This window comes from Nocardia sp. NPDC004711 (assembly GCF_053601595.1).
Window position 1 is genome coordinate 1 of sequence record NZ_JBSGCB010000061.1, and the last position, 19,986, is coordinate 19,986.

Genomic DNA, 19,986 nt, shown 5'->3' on the forward strand with positions numbered 1-19,986 from the left:
CTGCTGAGGGCCTGTCCGGACGTGCGGATTCTGGCGACCAGCCGTGAGGCTCTCAATGTCAGCGGAGAATCGGTGCTCGCGGTGCCCCCGTTGACAATTCCCGATCCAGCGATCAAGTCGGCATCGAGAATGGCGCGTGAAGACGCCGTGGCCTTGTTCGCCGAACGAGCCGCCGCGGTGGTACCCGGCTTCGAGGTCGACGACGACAACAGAGCCTGCGTCACCCGGATCTGTGCTCGCTTGGACGGACTCCCGCTAGCAATCGAACTCGCGGCGGCCCGGCTGCGCACGATGTCGCTCGACCAGATTCTGACCCGGCTCGACGACCGCTATGGTCTGCTGACTCGCGGACGTCGCGGCGCCCCGATGCGACAGCAGACTCTGGCCTGGTGCATCGGCTGGAGCTATGACCTGTGCACACCGGACGAACAACGGTTGTGGACCCGATTATCGGTCTTCGCAGGCGGTTTCGAACTCGACGCCGCCGAGCAGATATGCGGTGGCGATCTGACGCAGTCGGAGTTGCTCGACTCCCTGTCCGCACTGGTCGACAAGTCGATTCTGATCCGCGAGGAAGTCGATCGAACTGTCCGCTTCCGGATGCTCGAGACCGTCCAGGAATACGGCAGGCACCAGGCCGAGGACGCCGATGAGTACATGGATTCCGTTCGGCGACACCAGGATTGGTGCTACGGTCTGGCGCTGCAGGCAGAGGCCGAATGGATCGGACCGCACCAGATGCAGTGGGTTGCCAGACTGGAGCGGGAACTGCCGAATCTCCGCAAGGCACTGGAATTCGCCGTGTCCGAGGCGAACGAAGCAGCGTTGCGGATGACCACTGCTCTGTTCCTCTTCTGGATGATGCGCGAACGGTGCAGCGAGGGTCGCCGCTGGACTGCTCGCGCGCTCACCCACACGACCGGAGCGCCGACCATCGATCGCGCCAAGGCGCTGCATGCCGCCGAAGCGATGGCCACGCTGCAAGGCGACTTCGCCGACGCCACCGACAAACTGACACAACTGAGGCACGTGGCCGAACAGACCAACGACCCCGTGGTCGGGGCTCTGCTCGCGCACGCTGACGGAAACACCGTTCTCATGACTGGCGATGGCGATCTGGACAACGCCCGTGAGCTCGTGGCCGGCGCCGTCGAGATCTTCGAAGAATTCGGTGAGCTCAGCCTGCAGTTGGATGCGCTGATCTCCCTCGGATGGTCTTACGCAGTGATCGGTGACACGTCGCGGGCCATCGGATGCTTCGACCGGGTGCTCGCGATCACCGAATCCGCCGGCGAAACGATGCTCCGGTCCTGGGCATTGTGGGCAGCGGGGTACACCGCATGGCGTGGGGGCGAGCCCGACCGCGCTGTGCACTTGCTGGAGGAGGGCATTCGGTTGGCCCGGCTGGTGGCAGATCCGCTCGTTGCTGCGGCCTGTGCCGAGACCCTGGCTTGGGTCATCGCCGAGCAGCACCAGCACCGACGCGCAGCTGTGCTGATGGGTGCCGCCGATTCGCTGGTGAGCGTCGCGGGCAGCGCCCCATTCGTGTTTCCCCATTTTGTCGTTCACCGCGACGACTGCGCGAGCGACAGTCGGGAAGCTCTTGGTGCAAGAGCGTTCGAGGCGGCCCGGCGGGAGGGCGCGGCGATGACGTTCGATTCCGCCGTGGCCTTCGCGCTCGGCGAGCAATCCGACGCAGCCGCGCCCGTCCGGGGTCCCGGCGCGACCCTGACGAAACGGGAGCGCCAGGTCGCCGAACTCGTTGCCCGAGGTTTGTCCAACAGGGCGATCGCCACCCAGCTCGTGATCTCACAGCGCACCGCGGAAGGTCACGTCGAACATATCCTGACCAAGCTCGGTTTCACCTCGCGCTTACAGATCGCAACGTGGGCGGCCGAGCAGCCCGAACTCTGAATTCACCCGCTCCGCTAACTCCTCCCTGAGTGAGCGAGCGAGCGAACTTGAGCAAGAAGCTCTCGCGCCCCCATACATCGTGTACGTCGGCGGTATGGGTCGAAAGCACACAGTTACGCCACGTTGATGATCGCGCCGATGCGCCGCGCGGATCACATCACGGCCCTCCGGGGTCGGTGCGCGGGCGAACACCAATCCGATTCCCGATGAAGCGCCCGTCACCAGCGCCCAAGTCTTCGCGCTCATTTTGCCAGCCCCTGCCATCGCCCCAGCCTTCCCTGGCACGCCGGCCTTCGTGCATGCGAGGTTGAATTAGTGGCAACCAATTGGTCTAATCCTATATAGGTTCAAGGAGGCTGGAGGCCAGCCGAAGTAGACAGCCTTGGATCTCCAGTAGTCCGCTTCGCCGGATCCTCAACATCGGATTGGATGTTCACACCATGAAAACTCGCGCTGCGCTGATGTTCGAACAGCCAGGCAAATGGCAGGTGACCGACGTCGAGCTCGGCGAGCCACAGCAAGGAGAGGTTCTCGTCCAGATGGTCGCGGCCGGCCTGTGCCACTCGGACGAGCACATCGCCACCGGAGGCCTACTTGTCACCAATTTCCCGCTGTGCGGCGGCCACGAAGGCGCCGGGATCGTCCGGAAGGTCGGCCCGGGAGTTTATGGGCTCGGCGAGGGTGACCACGTGGTGACATCCTTTCTCCCCAGCTGCGGCCGGTGCCGTTGGTGCGCGACCGGCCAGCAGAACCTGTGTGACAGCGGCGCTGCGACCCTGAAAGGCAAGCGGGACGGCGACACCTACCGAATGACCCTTCCCGGCGGCGACGGGGTCGCCAAGATGGGCCTGCTCGGCACCTTCTCGGAGTGGCAGGTCTATGACCAGATGTCGTTGGTCAAGATCCGTCCTGATGTGCCGCTGCCGGTGGCAGCGATCGCATCCTGCGCAGTTCCGACCGGTTGGGGATCAGCGGTCATCGCCGCGGAGGTCAAGCCGGGAGACGTCGTGATCGTCATGGGCACCGGTGGCGTGGGAATCCATGCCGTACAGGGCGCGGCTCACTGCGGAGCATCGCACGTGATCGCGGTGGACCCGGTGGAATTCAAGCGCGACATGGCGCTCAGGGTGGGTGCGACCCAAGCGTTCGACAACATGGAGGACGCGACAGCATTCGCTCGCACCGTCACGAACGGGCAAGGTGCGGACTCGAGCATCGTCACGGTTGGTCTTCTCGATGGGGAAGCCATCAGCCAGGCATTCGCGGCGATTCGTAAGGCCGGAACATGCGTTGTCGCCGCGCAGGGTGACAGCCGGGCGAAGGGCATTCCCGACATCAGCCTTTTCCAGATCCCCATCTTTCAGAAGCGTATTCAGGGAGCGCTGTACGGGATGCTGTCACCGCAGCGGGCAGTGCCTTGGCTGCTCGATCTTTATGCAGATGGGCAGCTGAAGCTCGACGAAATGGTGACAACCGAATACTCGCTCGACGACGTCAACGAGGGGTACGCCGATATGCACGCCGGCCGGAACATTCGCGGTGTCATCCGCTTTCCCTCCTAGCTGCTCATCGAACCGAAGCGGCTCCCCACCGACCTATCGTCGGAACGGCGGGGAGCCGCTGCTTCAGTCCTCGTTGTTCATGTCCTGGCACGCCATTATCAGGTCCATGACCGAAGCATCGGCGAGAGTTTGTGTATCGCCGACCTGTCGACCCTCAGCGACATCGCGCAGCAGGCGCCGCATGATCTTTCCCGAGCGTGTCTTGGGCAACTCGGGGACGATCATGATCTGGCGCGGCTTGGCGATTGGGCCGATCTCCTTGCGGACGTGGTCGGAGAGCTCCTTGACTGTCGCCGGGCCGCCCATGCCCGCGTCCTCACGCAGAATCACGTACGCGAAAACGGCCTGGCCGGTATCCGCGTCGGCGGCACCGACAACCGCAGCCTCGGCGACCTTCACGTGCGAGACCAGCGCCGATTCGATCTCGGCCGTGGACAGGCGATGCCCGGAAACATTCATGACGTCGTCGATGCGGCCCAGGACCCACAGATCGCCGTCCTCATCCCGCCTGGCGCCGTCACCCGCGAAGTAGTAGCCCTGGTTGCCGAACCGCGCCCAGTAGGTTTCGACGAACCGCTCGTCGTCCCCCCAAATCGTCCGCAGCATCGAGGGCCACGGGCGAGTGAGCACGAGATAGCCGTGAGACCCGTTGGGCACCGACACACCTTCATCATTGACCACGTCGGCCCCCACACCGGGAAGCGGAGTCATCGCCGACCCGGGCTTACCAGCAGTCACGCCTGGTAGCGGACTGATCATGATCGACCCGGTTTCTGTCTGCCACCAGGTGTCGACGACGGGTGTGCGGTCTCCACCGATCACGCTCCGATACCAGAGGTACGCCTCGGGGTTGATCGGTTCTCCGACCGAGCCCAGGATCCGCAGCGTGGACAAGTCGTACTGATCGGGAATATCCCGGCCCTGCTTCATGAACGACCGGATCGCGGTAGGGGCGGTGTAGAGGATCGAGACCTTCTTCTCCTCGATCACTTTCCACCAGCGGCCCCGCTCGGGGAAGTCCGGCGTGCCCTCGTAGAGCACCTGCGTCGCGCCGTTGGCCAGCGGGCCGTAGACGATGTAGGAGTGCCCGGTGATCCAGCCGATATCCGCGGTGCACCAGTACACATCTGTCTCTGCGTCGAGGTCGAAGACCTCGTAATGGGTCCACGCCGCCGAGACCAGGTAGCCGCCAGTGGTGTGGAGGATGCCCTTGGGCTTACCCGTGGTTCCCGACGTGTACATGACGAACAGCGGATGCTCGGCTTCGAAGGGCTGCGCTGCGTGCTCGGTCGAGGCGTGAGCGACGGTGTCATGCCACCACACGTCGACCGCGTCATCCCAGTCGATCTCCTGGCCCGTCCGCTCGACAACCAGGACCCTCTCCACTCGATGACCGGCTTCGTCCGCGATTCGGCGTGCCTCGTCGACCGCCGGCTTGAGAGACGAGGCTGCGCCGCGGCGGAAACCTCCGTCGGCAGTGATGATGACCTTCGCGGTGCAGTCCACGACACGTGAGGCGAGCGCGTCCGCGGAGAAGCCGCCGAAGACAACGGTGTGCGGTGCTCCGAGGCGTGCGCAGGCCAGCATTGCGACGACCGCCTCGGGGATCATCGGCATATAGATCACGACCCTGTCGCCCGCTTCGACGCCCAGTTCGGCGAGAGTGTTCGCCGCCTGGCAGACTTCGTCTTTCAGCTGGGCGTAGGTTAGATCGCGCTGGTCCTGGGTCGGCTCGCCGACCCAGTGGATCGCGACTCGGTCGCCGTTCCCGGCCTCGATATGGCGGTCGAGGCAGTTGTATGCCGCGTTGATCCTGCCGCCCTCGAACCATTTCGCGAATGGTGGGTTGTCCCAGTTCAGAACGCGATCCCACTTCGTGTCCCAGGTCAGACGCTCAGCTCGGGCAGCCCAGAAAGCCTCGGGGTTGTCAGCTGCCTCGCTGTAGGCCGCAGCGGTGACGTTGGCATTCGCGGCCAGCTCCGCCGGCGGCTCGAACCGGCGCTGCTCACGCAATAGGTTCGACGAGGGCTCGTCATTCGTTGTTGCTGGATCGATCATTGCTCTCCTTGCTCCTTCTGTGGTCGCGGTCCGGACCAGCGCTCGAACGCCTGGTCCTTGTCGGGTTCCAGGCACCGCGCGCTGGGGACGGCTCCCTCACGATGTCGGTGCAGGGGGCGCCGCAGTACCGCCGTCTGTCGCAGATTCGGGACCGCGTGACCGCCATCCGACTGAGCCAGAACGCGGGACGGCACCCTGTGGCCGCACGCCGATCATGCGGGCTGGTGGACCTGGGTCGAAGAGGTCAGCGCGAACCCGCGGTAGCGGTTCGCGGCGACCTCCTGGCAGATCTGTCCGTAGTTCCCCACGCCGCCGATATAGGGCATGAAGACTCGAGGCTTCCCCGGCACATTCGCACCCATGTACCAGGATGCAGCCATCGGATACAAGGTGCTTGCAGCGACTTTGTTCACGTGGTTCACCCAGGCGTCCTGAGCCTCCACTTCGGCCTCTACGCGGGTGATCTCGTTGTCTCGGGCGAACGAGATCAGCTCCGTGATCCAGTCCACGTGCTGTTCGATGGCGACGATCATGTTGCTCAGTACGGACGGACTGCCCGGGGCCGTGACCATGAACATGTTGGGGAAGCCTGCTGAAGCGAGACCCAGATACGTTCGCGGCCCGGCCGCCCAAGCCCCGGCAAGCGCCTGACCCCCCACGCCGCGGAGATCGATGGCGTCGAGCGCGCCCGTGATCGCGTCGTACCCCGTCGCGAAGACGATTGCGTCGAACTCGTGAACCGTGTCGCCAGCGCGCAGACCGGTCGGCGTGACTTGTTCGATCGGCTTCTCGCGGACGTCGACAAGCGTGACATTCTCCCGGTTGAATGTGGCGTAGTAGTCGGTGTCGACGCAGATGCGCTTGCTTCCGATGGGGTAGGTCGTCGGGCAAAGGAGCTCGGCTGTGGCTGGGTCCTTGACGATCTCGCGGATGCGCTCACGGACGAAGTCCGCTGACAAACGGTTGGCCTCCTCGTCCAGCATGGTGTCGACAAACGCGCGGAGAAACGAACCTCCCCCTTCGTGCCAACGACGCTGCAGCTCTGCGGCGCGCCTATCGTCGTCGATCTCGAGCGCTTTGCCGATCGGCTCGGGTTCGACAGCCCCGGTAATCGACCTGCGGGCCGTCGCTCGAAGCCGCCGGTAGTCTGCCTTGATCCGCTGCTGTTCGGCATGCTCGAGTTCACGGTTGCGTGCGGGCACCGAGAAGCTCGCGGTCCGCTGGAAGACGGTGAGGTGGTCAGCCTGTTGCGCGATGAGAGGGATGGCCTGGATCCCGGATGATCCGGTCCCGATCACCGCTACACGCTTGCCAGTGAAATCGACGTCCTCATGAGGCCATCGGCCGGTGTGATAGGTATCGCCGCCGAAACTTTCGATGCCCGCGATATCGGGGATTCGTGAGGCGGAAAGGCATCCGACCGCCGTGATGAGGTAGGTCGCGATTGCCCGGTCGCCATCACCCAAGGTGACGTCCCACTCGTTGCGGCCCTCGTCGTAGGCCGCACCGACCACCGTCGTCCCGAATCGAATGTCCTTGCGGAGGTCGAAGCGGTCCGCGACGTGGTTGGCGTAGCGCAGAAGCTCCGGTTGGGCGGGGAAGCGTTCGGTCCACTCCCACTGCTGCTCGAGCTCGGGCGAGAACGAGTAGGAGTAGAACATCGACTCCACGTCACAGCGGGCTCCGGGGTACCGATTCCAGTACCAGGTGCCGCCGACCCCTTCACCACGCTCGTAGACGCGAACCGACAGCCCGAGCTGGTCTCGCAACCGATGCAGGAGGTACATGCCTGCGAACCCTGCGCCAATGACGATCACGTCGTACCGACTCGCTGCTGACATTGTGCGTCTACTCCTTTTTCCGCCTTTGCGGCGGCTGTGGTCTGTTCTTCTGTCACATGCGCCGCGACCGACAGCTGGTCACTGCCGTACGGCGGCCGCCGAACTCGGCACTCAACGGCCGCCGACGATGGTCTTCGTCTCTAGGTAGGGATTGAGGGCATCCGGCCCGAGTTCGCGTCCCAAGCCGCTGTTCTTGACGCCCCCGAAAGGAGCCTCGACAGGCACCGCTGCGGAATTCACGCCGATCGTGCCCGTGATGACGCGGCGCGCGACTTCGGTCGCGCGGTGCTCGTCGCGCGAGAAGACACCACCACCAAGGCCGTACTCGGAGTCGTTCGCGATCGAAATCGCATCGTCGACATCGCGATACGGGATCACCACAAGTACTGGCCCGAAGATCTCCTCGCGCGCGATACGCATGCTGTTGGTGACGTCCCGAAAGACTGTCGGCTCCACGTAGTAGCCCCGGGAAAACGCAGCGGGCCGCCCTCCGCCCGAAACGAGGGTGGCACCCTCTTCGAGACCGAGCCGGATATACGACTCGACTCGATCGCGGTGCCGTTCGGAGACGAGCGGTCCGAAGATATTCGCGCGATCCGTCGGGTCACCGATCGGAATAGCACTTAATGCGGCGCTGACTCCCTCGACCACTTCGTCATACCGCGAGGCCGGGGCGAGCACACGGGTCAAGGAGCTGCATACCTGGCCGGTATTGGGCGAGCATGCTGTCGCCACGAACGGCTTGAACTCGTCGAGATCGACGTCGTCGAGCAGGATCGCGGCCGACTTGCCGCCGAGCTCGAGAGTGACCGGTTTGAGGTCACGCCCGCAGATCTCGGCGATGGCCCTTCCTGCGTCGGTCGATCCCGTGAAGGCCACCTTCCGTACAAGGCTGTGTTCCACGAGCGCCGCGCCGGCTCTGCGGCCGCCGCTGACCACATTGATCACGCCATCCGGAACCCCTGCCTCGGTGGCCATTTCGGCGATCAAGAACGCGTCCAAGCTTGTTTCCGGTGCCGGCTTGACAACAACTGTGCAGCCGGCGGCGAGCGCGGGGCCCAGCTTCCAGGACAGCAGCGGCTGCGGCCCGTTCCACGGGGTGATCGCCCCCACCACACCCACCGGCGTGCGCTGGAGACGAACGGGGCCGACCGAACTCGTCAGCGACACCTCGTCGGCCAGGTTTTCGCCCAGAGTCGCGAAGTAGCGGTAGTACTGCGGAACGGCCCGCTGCATCGCCCGGGAGACTCTGATCGGTGTCCCGTTCTGCGACGTGATCAGAGCCGCGATCTCGTCCTTGCGGGCTTCGAATGCGTCCGCGAAACGGCGCAGAACCGCGGCCCGCTCGACCGCCGGCACCGCGGCCCACCCTGGCCCCGCCCGATGCGCCGACTGGACTGCGGCATCGACATCCGTCCGATCCCCGTCGGGGATGGAGCCGATCACCTGTTCGGTCGCGGGATTGACGACCGGCAGGACCTCTGTCGAGTGCGCCTGCTGATGACGCCCGTGGATGTAGTGGGTATCAATGTCCCGGCTCATGCTCGTCCCGTCCGGCTGTAGCCGTGGATCTCCGAGGTGATCGGTACCTCTGGGACCCTCGCCGGTGTTCGAGAGAATCGGGGAGCCGGCGCCGCTTGATCGACGCCCCCGACCCGAAGGAACGCGTTGCGCGCCTTCAGATGCGGATGATCCAGCGCTTCTTCGAAGCTCAGAACCGGGGTCACGCAGGCATCGGTTCCTTCGAAGACCACGCACCACTCATCCCTGCCGCGACTCGAGAAAGCTGCCGTGAGTACGGTCCGCATCTCGTCCCACCGCGCCCGATCCCACTGCGCAGGCAGCTCCTCGACCTTCAACCCCAGCCCCCGCACCATGGTCGCGAAGAACTGCGGCTCCAGGCAGCCGACCGCAACGTATCCACCGTCCGCACACTCATAGGTGTCGTAGAACGGCACGGACCCGTCGAGAAGATTGACGCCACGTCCCGAGAACCAGGTACCCATGCCGCGAAACGACCACAGAATCTGAGCGAGAACCCCGGTTCCATCGACGATTGCGGCGTCGATGACTTGTCCCCGCCCGGAGTGGACCCGCTCCCACAGGGCGGCGAGGACGCCCGTGACAAGGAACATCGAACCGCCACCGAAGTCTCCGACAAGGTTGAGCGGCGGTGTCGGACGCTCGCCGGCGCGCCCGATGTTGTCGAGCACACCGGTAAGCGCGATGTAGTTGAGGTCGTGCCCCGCCGTGTGCGACAGCGGCCCACTTTGCCCCCACCCAGTCATGCGTGCGTACACCAATCGCGGGTTCCTGGACAGACAGTCGTCCGGCCCGATCCCGAGCCGCTCGGTGACACCAGGCCGGAAACCTTCGACGAGCACGTCAGCGTCATCTACGAGTTCCAGCACCTCGGCCAGGCCGGAAGGGTTCTTGAGGTCCACATATCTGATCTGGCGACCGCGCAGTAACGAGTCCGATTCGGTGTCGACGCCGGGGATCGAGCTTCGAGGTTCCGGTCTTTCGACACGGATGACCTCTGCGCCGAGGTCGGCAAGGACCATGCAGGCGTGCGGCCCCGGCCCGATACCGCCGAGCTCGACGACGCGTAGGCCCGCGAGCGGACCGCACTGTGTCTCGGCCATCCCCGTCGTCATCGAAGGACTCGATCCATGCCACTGGCACCTGGCACAGCGAAATGGGCAGTGCCCCGAACCTGTTCGCCGCTAGTCGTTTTCACGGTCACCGTCTCTCTTCCAGGGCGACCAGCAGAGCCGCCATACAAGTTAAACCTATAGAGCAATGTACTATTTAGAATCGCAGGCCGCCAGCTGGGTCGAGAAGAGCGTTTCTGTCGAGCTTCGCCAGCGACAGGGCCGTCCACGGAATCACGTCGGCCGCGAACTCGACCAAGCAGAAATCGTTGGGCTTGCTCAGCAAAGAAGGAGAAGGCATTGAGGATTGATGGTTCGGTTGCACTGGTCACCGGAGGCGCGTCCGGGCTCGGACTGGCCACCGTGCGCGAGCTTCACGCGCAGGGCGCACGGGTGGTGATAGTCGATCTGCCGTCGTCGGACGGCAAGGGGCTCGCGGAGGAAATCGGCGACGGCGCAATCTTCGCCCCGGCCGATGTGTGCAACGAAGACGACGTCAAGGCTGCACTCGCGGCCGCCGCCGACCTGGGCACGCTCCGGATCGTCGTGAACTGTGCTGGGATCGGCGTGGCGGCGAGGACGGTCAGCAAACAGGGCCCGTTTCCGATGGCCGACTTCGCCAGGGTGGTCAACGTCAACCTTCTCGGCACGTTCAATGTCATCCGGCTTGCCGCTGAACAGATTTCGGCCAGCGAGCCGCTGGAGGGTGAGGAGCGCGGCGTAATCGTCAACACCGCATCGGTCGCGGCGTTCGACGGCCAGATCGGCCAGGCCGCGTACTCGGCGTCCAAGGCTGGCATCGCCGGTATGACGCTGCCGATCGCCCGGGATCTCGCAAGCTTGCGGATCCGCGTGCTGACCATCGCGCCCGGGCTCTTCCGCACACCGCTGCTCACGGCGGCACCTGACGAGATGCTCGCAGCGCTCGGCGCTCAGGTGCCGCATCCGGCCCGTCTCGGGAACCCCACCGAGTACGCCGCGCTCGCCCGGCACATCGTCGAGAACCCGATGCTGAACGGCGAGACGATCCGCCTCGACGGAGCCATTCGGATGGCGCCCCGCTGAGCCCGTCGGCCAGGCGCCGCACCCCGGCGTCCGACCGACTGCAGACGCATCCGATATGCAAAGAAAGCGCCCACCCAGTGTCCCGGACAGGCGCTTTCCCTTTCTCCAGGGGACAGCCCCGGTGCAGCTTCGGGGCCCGCGGTCATGACTGCCGACATAGGACAAATGTGTATCGGGGCTGGACAGTCCCGGCATTCGATGGCTAACTTAACGAACGTTCGACAAATACCGTGGAGAGGCAGTCCTATGACCGACGAGGTGTTGACGGAGTTCCGCGACGATGGCGTCACGATCGTCACGATCAATCGCCCGCGTGCACGCAACGCGATCAACCGATCGGTGTCGGAGGGCTTGGCGGCCGCACTCGACGAACTGGACCGCCGTGACGACCAGGTCGTCGGCATCATCACCGGCGCGGGTGGCACCTTCAGCTCCGGGATGGACCTCAAGGCGTTCTTGGCGGGCGAATCGCCGGCGATCGAAGGGCGTGGCCTGGGCGGGATCACGGAGGCATTGCCTCGGAAACCGGTAATCGCGGCCGTCGAGGGATATGCACTAGCCGGTGGGTGCGAGCTCGCGCTCGCATGCGACATGATCGTCGCCGCCCAGGACTCCCAGTTCGGCATTCCCGAGGTCAAGCGCGGACTAGTGGCAGCTGGCGGCGGCCTGCTGCGGCTACCGCAACGAATCCCCTACTCCGTCGCGATGGAGATCGCGTTGACCGGCGACTTTCTCGATGCCACTCGGGCACATTCCTACGGCTTGGTCAACCGACTGGCAGAACCTGGGCAGGCGCTGGATGAAGCCGTATCGCTCGCCCACTCGATCGCCGTGAACGGCCCGCTCGCGGTCCGTGTGTCGAAGCAGGTGCTGATCGAGGCCCAGACCTGGCCGGTGGGTGAGACCTGGGAACGGATGCGTGAAGCAACGCATCACGTGTTCATCTCTGCCGATGCCCAGGAAGGCCCGCGCGCATTCGCCGAGAAGCGTGAGCCGCGGTGGACCGGTCGCTGACCGGCGACACGCTCGGCGAGCGCAATCAAAGACCCCCGATATAACGCAGAAATGAGGCTGTTTTGAAACGCACCGTCTATAACGAGGACCACGAGGCCTATCGCCAGATGCTGCGGCGGTTCATCGAAGCCGAGGTCGTTCCCGTCTACGGTGAGTGGGAAACCCTCGGACACCCCCCACGGGACTTCTACCACAGGCTCGGCGAGATCGGCGTGCTCGGCATCAATGTCCCCGAGGAGTACGGCGGCAGCGGCGCCATGAGCTTCAAATACTCGGCCGTCACCGCCGAGGAACTCGCCCGCGCGGGCGTCACATTCGGCGCCTCCCCCGTCCAGACCGACCTCGTGACGCCCTACATCCTCGAATACGGCTCCGAGGAGCAGAAGAAGCGCTGGCTGCCGAATTTCGTCACCGGCGAGATCATGACCGCCATCGCGATGACAGAGCCCGGTACCGGATCGGATCTGGCCAGCATTTCGACCCGGGCCGTGCTGTCGGAGGACGGCAGCCATTACATCCTGAACGGAGCGAAGACCTTCATCACCGGCGGTGCCCTCGCGGATCTGGTCCTCGTGGTTGCACGCACCACGCCGTTCGACCCGGACAACCGTCGCGCCGGGCTGTCGATCCTGTGCGTCGACGCCGCGGCGGAGGGCTTCGCCGTCGGTCGGACACTCCAGAAGATCGGCCAAAAAGCCTCGGACACCGCCGAGCTCTCGTTCGTCGACGTCAATGTCCCGGCGGAGAACCTGCTGGGAGAGGAAGGGCGCGCATTCGAATATCTGTCGTACAACTTGCCGCAGGAGCGGCTCGGCATCGCGATCGGCGGGGTCGCGACCGCGACCTCAGCGGTGAACCTGGCCTGCGAGTATGTGAAGAATCGCGAGGTCTTCGGCCGGCCAGTGGCAGCATTCCAGAACACCAAGTTCGTCCTCGCCGAATGCGCGGCCGAAGTGGAGGCTGCTCAGGTGATGGTGGACCGCGCCCTCGAGCTGCACGACGTCGGCGAGCTCACCGCAGCCGACGCGGCAAAGACCAAGCTCTTCTGCACCGAAGTTGCCGGACGGGTAATCGATAAGTGTCTTCAGCTGCACGGCGGCTACGGGTACATCACCGAATTCCCGATTGCCCGTCTGTACGCCGATACACGAGTCACCCGCATCTTCGGCGGCACCAGCGAGGTCATGAAGACCATCATCGCAAAATCCCTCGGTCTCTGACCGATCCCCGCCGGGCCCCGGGGCTCGCGCCCGCAAGACCTCACTCCCAACCATTGGAGAAACGATGCGAGATGCAGTAATCGTCGATGCCGTGCGTACGGCGCTCGGCAAAGGCAAACCGGGCGGCGCGTTGTCCGGTATTCACCCCGCCGATCTGTCGGCAGTCGTCCTCAAGGCGCTGGCTGAGCGCAACAACCTCGATCCTGGCACCGTCGACGACGTGGTGTGGGGATGCGTATCTCAGGTCGGGGAGCAGTCCGGTTGCATCGGACGTTACTCCGTCCTGGCCGCTGGGTGGCCCGAGCATGTCCCCGGCCTCACGGTCGACCGTCAATGTGGTTCGTCGCAGCAGGCAGTGCATCAGGTCGCAGCCGGAATCATCTCCGGCCAGTACGACATTGCCGTGGCCGGCGGCGTCGAATCCATGTCGCGAATCCCGATGAATGCCACTGCTGCCGACGGCAAGTACGGGCGCATCGGCGGTCGGGGCGTGTCCGATCGCTATAACGGCGTCGAATTCAATCAGGGCATCGGCGCGGAGATGATCGCCCAGGAGTTCTCACTATCGCGAGCAGAGCTCGACCAACACGCTCTCGACTCGCACGCGCGAGCCGCGGCCGCCATTGCGGAGGGCCGGTTCAAGGAGCAGATCACCCCGGTAACCGTCACCGACGCCGAGGGCAACACCAGGGTCTTCGACACGGACGAAGGCGTTCGTCCGGGCGGGACCCTGGAAACGCTTGCCGCCCTGAAAACTCCATTCAAGGAGGACGGCGTCATCTCGGCCGGCAATGCCTCGCAGATTACCGACGGCTCGGCCGCCCTGCTGATCACCACCAGCGAGATCGCCGAGCGTAATGGCTGGGCGCCGATCGCACGATTCCACACCGGTGTGGTGACGGGCGCCGATCCCATCACCATGCTCAAGGGGCCCATCCCCGCGACCGAGAAGGTGCTGCGCCGTTCCGGGCTGTCGATCGATCAGATCGGCGCATTCGAGATCAACGAGGCTTTCGCACCGGTGTCACTGGCTTGGCAGCGGGCAACCGGCGCCGACTATGAACGGCTGAACCCGAACGGTGGAGCTATGGCGCTCGGCCACCCGCTGGGCGCCTCCGGGGCCCGGCTGATGACGACGCTGGTTCATTACATGAAGGACAACGACATTCGCTACGGACTGCAGTCGATGTGTGAGGGCGGCGGCATGGCCAATGCCACCATCCTCGAGCTGATCTGAGATGTAGGCCTCGAGTCGGTCGGTTACCCCGAGACGCCTCACCAGAGAGTCAGAAGCGCCCGCCTGGGACCCGGCGCGGGCGCTTCTTGCTACGTCTGTAGTCGGCCGGACGTCGGGGCGCGGTGCCCGACCCACGGGCCCAGCGGGGCGCCATCCGGATGGCTGCGTCGAGCCGGATCGCCTCGCCGTCCGACGACGGTGGGCGCAACGCTGTCGGCGATCACTCCCCGCAGACGTGCCCGTGAAGGCCTTCAATGGCGACCGATGGTCTTCTCTCGGTTCGTGTGAGCGGCTGGCACACACCTCCTGGTTGCGGTTCCGGGGCCCCTTGCGAACCGTTCCGGAATAGGCTAAACATATGCAGGATAAGGCAGTTAAGACGTCGACATGCCCCTGTCGAGGTCCTGGCGCGAGGTCGGCGTCCAGCAGATCGATGAGGGTCGCCGCAGCGATCGAAGCCGCCGACGCGGTGTTCGACAGGAATTCGTCGACGCCGCGCCTTATTCCTTCATGCGCGCATGCCCGCCATCCGGCGGGTCTTCGCGCTCGAGATAGTCCGTTCGGCGGATGCGGGAATGGCCAGGCCACGCGAATGATGCGAGCCGGCAGATCTCCAGCGATCTCATCCGATCAATAACACCTTCGTCGACGAGTACGGAATTCGACGGGAATGAAAAGGAGAACATTATGGTCTGGCCTCATGGGGAAACGGCCCTCGTTACCGGTGCCGCATCAGGTATCGGACTCGGCATCGCACGGGCGCTCGTCGCTGCGGGCGCGAAGGTTGCGCTCGCCGACGTCAATGGCGCGCGGCTCGCTGATGTCGAGCGAGAATTGTCCGAGGCCGGAGGCACTGTGCTCGCGGTGAAACTCGACGTCAGCGACGCCGAAGGCTGGAAGGCCGCAGCGGATCGCGTCGAGAGCGCGCTCGGACCGGTTTCGATCTTGTGCAACAACGCCGGAACCAATGGCGGCTCAGCGCTCGCCAAGACGCCCATCGAGGTCTGGCGCTGGGTGAACCGGGTCAACCTCGAAGGACAGTTCATCGGTATCTCGACGTTCGTTCCGCGATTCGAGAATCTCGGACGGCGCGCGCACATCATCAACACTGCATCGATGGCCGGTCTGACGCCGATGAGGGACCAGGGTGCGTACGTTGCATCGAAGTGGGGAAGCATCGGTATGTCCCTGGTGCTGCGTGATGAGCTGGAAGGGACCGACATCGGTGTGTCTGTGCTCTGTCCGGGCTCGGTGGCAACACAATTGGGCGAGAACATGGAGTTGGCACAGGCGGAACTGCTCGGCCGGGAGCCGAATTACGAAATCATTGAGCGCAACCAGGCGGGCCTCGGTATGGGCGCCGATCCCGATCGTGTGGGCGAGCAGGTCGTCGAGGCGATGCAGAAACGACAGTTCTTGGTCATCACCCATCGAGAATGGGAGCCACTGATGCTGCGAGTGCACCACGAGTTTCAGCGCACCTTCGCCGAATTCGATGGTCGACACGGCGTTGACAAGATCCCCGGCATCCTCCTCTCGGGCGAGAATCCCGTGTCGACCTAGGCCTTGACCGGTGGGAGCGTGTTCGGGTCTTGTAGGCCCGCACACGCTCGAATCGGCCCTCGGAAGATTTCGGCACGTCGGCACCTGACTCAGGGCCGAGTCTGCGGTAGAAGTGCCGAGGCAGGTTTCCGACCGACCTGTCCGGCTCTGGCGTGAATCGCCACATGTGCCGAGGCCCCCGATTGCTCCGGTAACAACCGAATACGGCGCCACCCCTTTCGAGGCGGGCTACCGTCAGGTAAAACTTAACGAACGTTCGATGTGCGCGCGACGTAGTGCGCCGACGTGGCAGCGATGCGCCTGCCTCAAGAAAGGGGAACGCTGTGGTCCAGACATACGACCGGCTCTACATCGGCGGCGATTGGAGTCGGCCACACGGCCAACGCACGATCGAGATCCTTTCGCCGACCACCGAAGAGGTGGTCGGCACTGTTCCCGAGGCGGACGAAGTCGACATCGACACGGCTGTGACCGCCGCCCGGCGGGCGTTCGATGATCCCAGCGGCTGGGCGAACTGGGACCCCAGCCAACGGGCTGAGGCCATGCAGCGGTTCGCGACGGAGCTCGACAAACGTTCCGACAGGCTCGCCGACCTCGCCACCGAGCAGATGGGCATGCCGACCTCGCTCGCCAAACAGTCCGAGGCCGTCGCGCCATCGGTACTGCTGCGCTACTACGCCGATCTCATCACGCGCACACCAGCCGAGGAGACGCGGTCTTCGATCACGGGTGGCACGACGCTCGTACGCCGTCTCCCGATCGGTGTCGTCGCGATCATCGTTCCGTGGAATTTTCCACAGACCCTGACCTTCGCCAAGCTCGCTGCGGCCTTGGCTGCCGGGAATACGGCCGTCATCAAACCGGCACCGCAAACCGTCTTGGACGCACACCTGGTCGCTGAGGCTGCCCACGCCGCCGGGCTGCCACCAGGTGTGGTCAACACCGTGCCCGGCGGAAGTGACGTCGGCGCATATCTGGTGTCGCATCCCGGAGTGGACAAGGTGTCATTTACCGGGTCGGCTACCGTGGGTCGTGCGATCGGCAGGATCTGCGGCGAACTACTGCGCCCCGTCACCCTGGAACTCGGAGGCAAGTCCGCAACGATCCTGCTCGACGACGTTGACCTCGCTGCGAATATGGAGCAGCTTTTCGGGTGCACCCTGCTCAACAGCGGTCAGACCTGTTACATCGGCACCCGCATCCTCGCGCCGCGCTCGCGCTACCAGGAGGTCGTAGACGCGTTCGCCGCTCTGGTCACCACGATTCCTGTCGGAGACCCCTTTGCCCCGGAAACGGCTGTGGGTCCGCTGGCGACTCGCAACCAGCGCGACCGCGTCGAAGGTTACATCGCCAAGGGTCGCGAAGAGGCACGGCTTGTTGCCGGCGGCGGTCGCCCCGGCGGCAAAGACCGAGGCTGGTTCGTAGAGCCGACCGTCTTCGCAGACGTCGACAACTCACACACCATCGCCCGGGAGGAGATTTTCGGACCGGTGCTGTCCATCATCGCGTTCGACAACGACGAGGACGCAGTCCGCATTGCCAACGACTCTGATTACGGGCTGGGCGGCAGCGTGTGGACAGCCGACCACGAACGGGGACTCGCTATCGCGAAACGCATTCAGACCGGAACGGTCGGCGTGAATGGATACGGGATCGACTTCGCGAACCCGTACGGTGGGGTCAAGGCAAGCGGGATGGGGCGAGAGTTCGGGCCCGAGGGGCTCTCCGGCTTCCAGCAGATACAGTCGGTCTACCTCGGCTGACATTCACTTTCGGATGATGTCGGCGGCCGACTTCGGATGATGTCGGCCGCCGACTCGAACAGCTCCGCGAGGTAGTTCACCATGTCCTCGGACGAGGCTTGAACGTCGCCTTCCACCCACGCGAGCACGAGTTCCCCATAAGCGCCGGCCAATGCGTAAGCCGACATCTCCATCCGCAGTCGATCCACCGGCCCCGATGCATCGACGTCCAGCTCGGACAGCAGTGTCTCGACCGACCGGTGGATTATGGACTGGCGCAGACGCGTGAGACTGCCTGTCGCGCCGAAGGTCTCGACGATCACAAACCGTGCCAGCCTAGGGTCCTCCGAGATCGCTTCCATGGACATCCTCAGACGGCTACGTAATCGTTGGGGCCCCGGCTTCCCGGGTGGCTCGACCGCGAGCTGCTCGCGCATCAGATCTTCCATGAGCTCATCGACAAATTGGTCCATCGAGTCGAACTGCTCGTAGAAATAGCGCTTGATCAGGCCGGCCTTGTTACAGATCTCGCTGATCGTGACCGCAGCGATGCCCCGCTGGGAAAACAGATCGAGGCCGGCCTCGAACAGTTGGCGCCGACGCCGAGCGCGACGCTCCGCCGCCGACATACCCCCGTAAATGCGCTCTGTCCCTGTCACGACCTCTACGCTTCCTCAGCGCCTCAGAACCACCGATGCGGTTCTTGCACAACGACACCCACGCAGACGTACCTTACCGACTTCCAGGACCGGCACCTGGCGTCGACCCCCTAGAACCACCGTCTTCAGCCACACTCACCAGAACGGCGGCCTTATGCATCGACCAAACCGCCCCGCTGAGCGATCGCTCGATAAAGACTCTCCCTATGCTGGGACGGTGAAACCTGCATCAGACACCTCGCGAGCCGAACTGCCCCCGCAGCCTGACGCCCCCGAGTCCCGTCAGCGCGGAGCCGGCCTGCAAGCAGTCACAGATGCAGCGCGCGACATCTTCGCCGAGCGGGGTTATCACGGTGCATCGATTCGTGACATCGCAAAGCGTGCTGGAGTCAGCCTGTCGTTGCTGTATTACTGGTACCCGAACAAGCAGGCTCTGCTGGCAGCACTCATCGAGGACATCGACGACGACTACCAGCGCCGATGCGCCGAGGCGCTTCGAGACACAGGCGACGACGCGGTGCGCCAGTTACGAAACCTCGTCCGCGCCCTGGTGGAGTTCCGGATCGAACGTCGCATCGACAGCAACATCGCACTCCTGGAACACCGCAACATCGAACCCGAGAACAGCGCCCGATTCCACGAGCGCACCCTGGCGAGCGTCGAAACCTGGGACAAAGTGATCCGGGACGGCATATCGCGCGGCCAATTCCACTCTGACCATCCGGAGGACGCGCGCCGAGCGATCCTGGCCGCGTGCAACGGGATCGCCAGCTGGTACAGCCCTGAAGGCGACCTCACCCCTGCGGACATCGTCGAGCGCTATTCCGCCATCGCATTGCGCATCGTCGGCGCGCCGCGGGAGTGTCACTGAGGATGAGCCCCGGTCGGGCGGATCCCTCCGCGCGACCGGGCGTACGGCCGACCTGTTTGCTCACACACGCATCGACGGGCAATGCCACGCCCGTCACGTAGCGCGCCTCGTCAGAGCAGAGCCACGCGACGGCGTTCGCGATATCGGTCGGCTCCAAACAGCTCCACCGGCAGCGCATCGGCCATGACATTGCCGAAGTCCGGGAATCGCTCTATCCACCGGGCAAGGCGTCGTTCTGCACCATAGGTGTCACCACCCCGCTGGGGTGCACACTGTTGACCCGCGTGCCTATGAAAACTCGCCGGCCCAGGTCCTTTACCGCACGCGCGGTCTCCACCCAGTCCTCCGGCGTCGCCAGGGGGGTACTCCACGACGTCGATCTGCGCACAGATATCGATCACGATGATGTCGGCGCCTTCCTCGGCCAGCCGCACCGCGTGGGAACGCCCCTGCCGCTGTGCGGCACCCGTCACGACCGCAACCTTGCCATTGAAATGGCCTATCAGGCCTTCCCTTTCTGTTCGTACGAGGTCATCGGAATCTCGCTGCTTCCCCGGATCGCCCGACCTTCGAATGGGCCACAGCC

15 protein-coding genes and 1 pseudogene are annotated in these 19,986 nt (G+C 64.5%); 9 read left to right on the forward strand and 7 right to left on the reverse strand.

The window, feature by feature from the left end:
• On the reverse strand, positions 1–224 hold a 224-nt coding region (locus ACWEKS_RS40250), incomplete at its 3' end, for a hypothetical protein (RefSeq protein ID WP_452344971.1).
• A 298-nt stretch (positions 225–522) separates the two neighbouring features.
• On the opposite strand from ACWEKS_RS40250, the gene ACWEKS_RS40255 reads away from it, so the two are divergent.
• Together ACWEKS_RS40255 and ACWEKS_RS40260 are read left to right on the forward strand one after the other, a co-directional pair.
• Positions 523–1,914 (forward strand): LuxR C-terminal-related transcriptional regulator, encoded by a 1,392-nt coding sequence (locus ACWEKS_RS40255; RefSeq protein ID WP_452344972.1) that lies wholly within the window; start codon positions 523–525, stop codon positions 1,912–1,914.
• A gap of 440 nt (positions 1,915–2,354) precedes the next feature.
• Positions 2,355–3,476 carry an NDMA-dependent alcohol dehydrogenase gene (locus ACWEKS_RS40260; protein WP_452344973.1) on the forward strand — a complete coding sequence of 374 codons (1,122 nt, stop codon included), beginning with the start codon at positions 2,355–2,357 and terminating at the stop codon, positions 3,474–3,476.
• Between the two features lie 63 nt (positions 3,477–3,539).
• On the opposite strand, the gene acs is transcribed toward ACWEKS_RS40260, so the two are convergent.
• From acs to ACWEKS_RS40280, 4 genes are all read right to left on the reverse strand, one after another.
• Complete coding sequence (gene acs, locus ACWEKS_RS40265; RefSeq protein ID WP_452344974.1) at positions 3,540–5,534, reverse strand: acetate--CoA ligase; 1,995 nt, start codon at positions 5,532–5,534, stop codon at positions 3,540–3,542.
• A 212-nt stretch (positions 5,535–5,746) separates the two neighbouring features.
• Positions 5,747–7,375: a flavin-containing monooxygenase gene (locus tag ACWEKS_RS40270; RefSeq protein WP_452344975.1), complete on the reverse strand. Its 1,629-nt coding sequence runs from the start codon at positions 7,373–7,375 to the stop codon at positions 5,747–5,749.
• A gap of 111 nt (positions 7,376–7,486) precedes the next feature.
• Positions 7,487–8,917: an aldehyde dehydrogenase gene (locus ACWEKS_RS40275; protein ID WP_452344976.1), complete on the reverse strand. Its 1,431-nt coding sequence runs from the start codon at positions 8,915–8,917 to the stop codon at positions 7,487–7,489.
• The gene (locus ACWEKS_RS40280) at positions 8,914–10,020 is read right to left on the reverse strand and encodes a CaiB/BaiF CoA transferase family protein (protein ID WP_452345017.1); all 1,107 of its coding nucleotides are present in this window, start codon (positions 10,018–10,020) and stop codon (positions 8,914–8,916) included. The genes ACWEKS_RS40275 and ACWEKS_RS40280 overlap by 4 nt, the downstream gene beginning before the upstream one ends.
• Positions 10,021–10,329: 309 nt before the next feature.
• On the opposite strand from ACWEKS_RS40280, the gene ACWEKS_RS40285 reads away from it, so the two are divergent.
• The 6 genes from ACWEKS_RS40285 to ACWEKS_RS40310 all read left to right on the forward strand — a co-directional run bounded on the left by ACWEKS_RS40285 (position 10,330) and on the right by ACWEKS_RS40310 (position 17,891).
• Positions 10,330–11,094: a 3-hydroxyacyl-CoA dehydrogenase gene (locus tag ACWEKS_RS40285; RefSeq protein WP_452344977.1), complete on the forward strand. Its 765-nt coding sequence runs from the start codon at positions 10,330–10,332 to the stop codon at positions 11,092–11,094.
• Between the two features lie 246 nt (positions 11,095–11,340).
• The gene (locus tag ACWEKS_RS40290) at positions 11,341–12,108 is read left to right on the forward strand and encodes a crotonase/enoyl-CoA hydratase family protein (RefSeq protein ID WP_452344978.1); all 768 of its coding nucleotides are present in this window, start codon (positions 11,341–11,343) and stop codon (positions 12,106–12,108) included.
• 62 nt (positions 12,109–12,170) lie between these two features.
• Positions 12,171–13,328: an acyl-CoA dehydrogenase family protein gene (locus tag ACWEKS_RS40295; RefSeq protein ID WP_452344979.1), complete on the forward strand. Its 1,158-nt coding sequence runs from the start codon at positions 12,171–12,173 to the stop codon at positions 13,326–13,328.
• Positions 13,329–13,392: 64 nt separating this feature from the next.
• Entirely contained in the window at positions 13,393–14,565 is a 1,173-nt protein-coding gene (locus ACWEKS_RS40300) for a thiolase family protein (protein WP_452344980.1), read from the forward strand.
• A gap of 687 nt (positions 14,566–15,252) precedes the next feature.
• Positions 15,253–16,128 carry an SDR family NAD(P)-dependent oxidoreductase gene (locus tag ACWEKS_RS40305; RefSeq protein WP_452344981.1) on the forward strand — a complete coding sequence of 292 codons (876 nt, stop codon included), beginning with the start codon at positions 15,253–15,255 and terminating at the stop codon, positions 16,126–16,128.
• A gap of 323 nt (positions 16,129–16,451) precedes the next feature.
• Positions 16,452–17,891 (forward strand): aldehyde dehydrogenase, encoded by a 1,440-nt coding sequence (locus ACWEKS_RS40310; protein ID WP_452344982.1) that lies wholly within the window; start codon positions 16,452–16,454, stop codon positions 17,889–17,891.
• Here the strand turns inward: ACWEKS_RS40310 and ACWEKS_RS40315 are convergent.
• Positions 17,879–18,529 (reverse strand): TetR/AcrR family transcriptional regulator, encoded by a 651-nt coding sequence (locus ACWEKS_RS40315; RefSeq protein ID WP_452344983.1) that lies wholly within the window; start codon positions 18,527–18,529, stop codon positions 17,879–17,881. The two genes, ACWEKS_RS40310 and ACWEKS_RS40315, sit on opposite strands and share 13 nt — an antisense overlap.
• Positions 18,530–18,746: 217 nt before the next feature.
• On the opposite strand from ACWEKS_RS40315, the gene ACWEKS_RS40320 reads away from it, so the two are divergent.
• The gene (locus tag ACWEKS_RS40320) at positions 18,747–19,400 is read left to right on the forward strand and encodes a TetR/AcrR family transcriptional regulator (protein WP_452344984.1); all 654 of its coding nucleotides are present in this window, start codon (positions 18,747–18,749) and stop codon (positions 19,398–19,400) included.
• A 67-nt stretch (positions 19,401–19,467) separates the two neighbouring features.
• On the opposite strand, the pseudogene ACWEKS_RS40325 reads toward ACWEKS_RS40320, so the two are convergent.
• Positions 19,468–19,903: pseudogene (locus ACWEKS_RS40325) on the reverse strand (SDR family oxidoreductase); the annotation flags it as partial.
• Positions 19,904–19,986 lie beyond the last annotated feature (83 nt).

Bases quoted from the DNA above. Each gene is read 5' to 3' on its own strand.
- ACWEKS_RS40260 (WP_452344973.1), top strand. From the start codon at position 2,355: ATGAAAACTCGCGCTGCGCTGATGTTCGAACAGCCAGGCAAATGGCAG.
- acs (WP_452344974.1), bottom strand. From the start codon at position 5,534: ATGATCGATCCAGCAACAACGAATGACGAGCCCTCGTCGAACCTATTG.
- ACWEKS_RS40270 (WP_452344975.1), bottom strand. From the start codon at position 7,375: ATGTCAGCAGCGAGTCGGTACGACGTGATCGTCATTGGCGCAGGGTTC.
- ACWEKS_RS40275 (WP_452344976.1), bottom strand. From the start codon at position 8,917: ATGAGCCGGGACATTGATACCCACTACATCCACGGGCGTCATCAGCAG.
- ACWEKS_RS40280 (WP_452345017.1), bottom strand. From the start codon at position 10,020: ATGGCCGAGACACAGTGCGGTCCGCTCGCGGGCCTACGCGTCGTCGAG.
- ACWEKS_RS40290 (WP_452344978.1), top strand. From the start codon at position 11,341: ATGACCGACGAGGTGTTGACGGAGTTCCGCGACGATGGCGTCACGATC.
- ACWEKS_RS40300 (WP_452344980.1), top strand. From the start codon at position 13,393: ATGCGAGATGCAGTAATCGTCGATGCCGTGCGTACGGCGCTCGGCAAA.
- ACWEKS_RS40305 (WP_452344981.1), top strand. From the start codon at position 15,253: ATGGTCTGGCCTCATGGGGAAACGGCCCTCGTTACCGGTGCCGCATCA.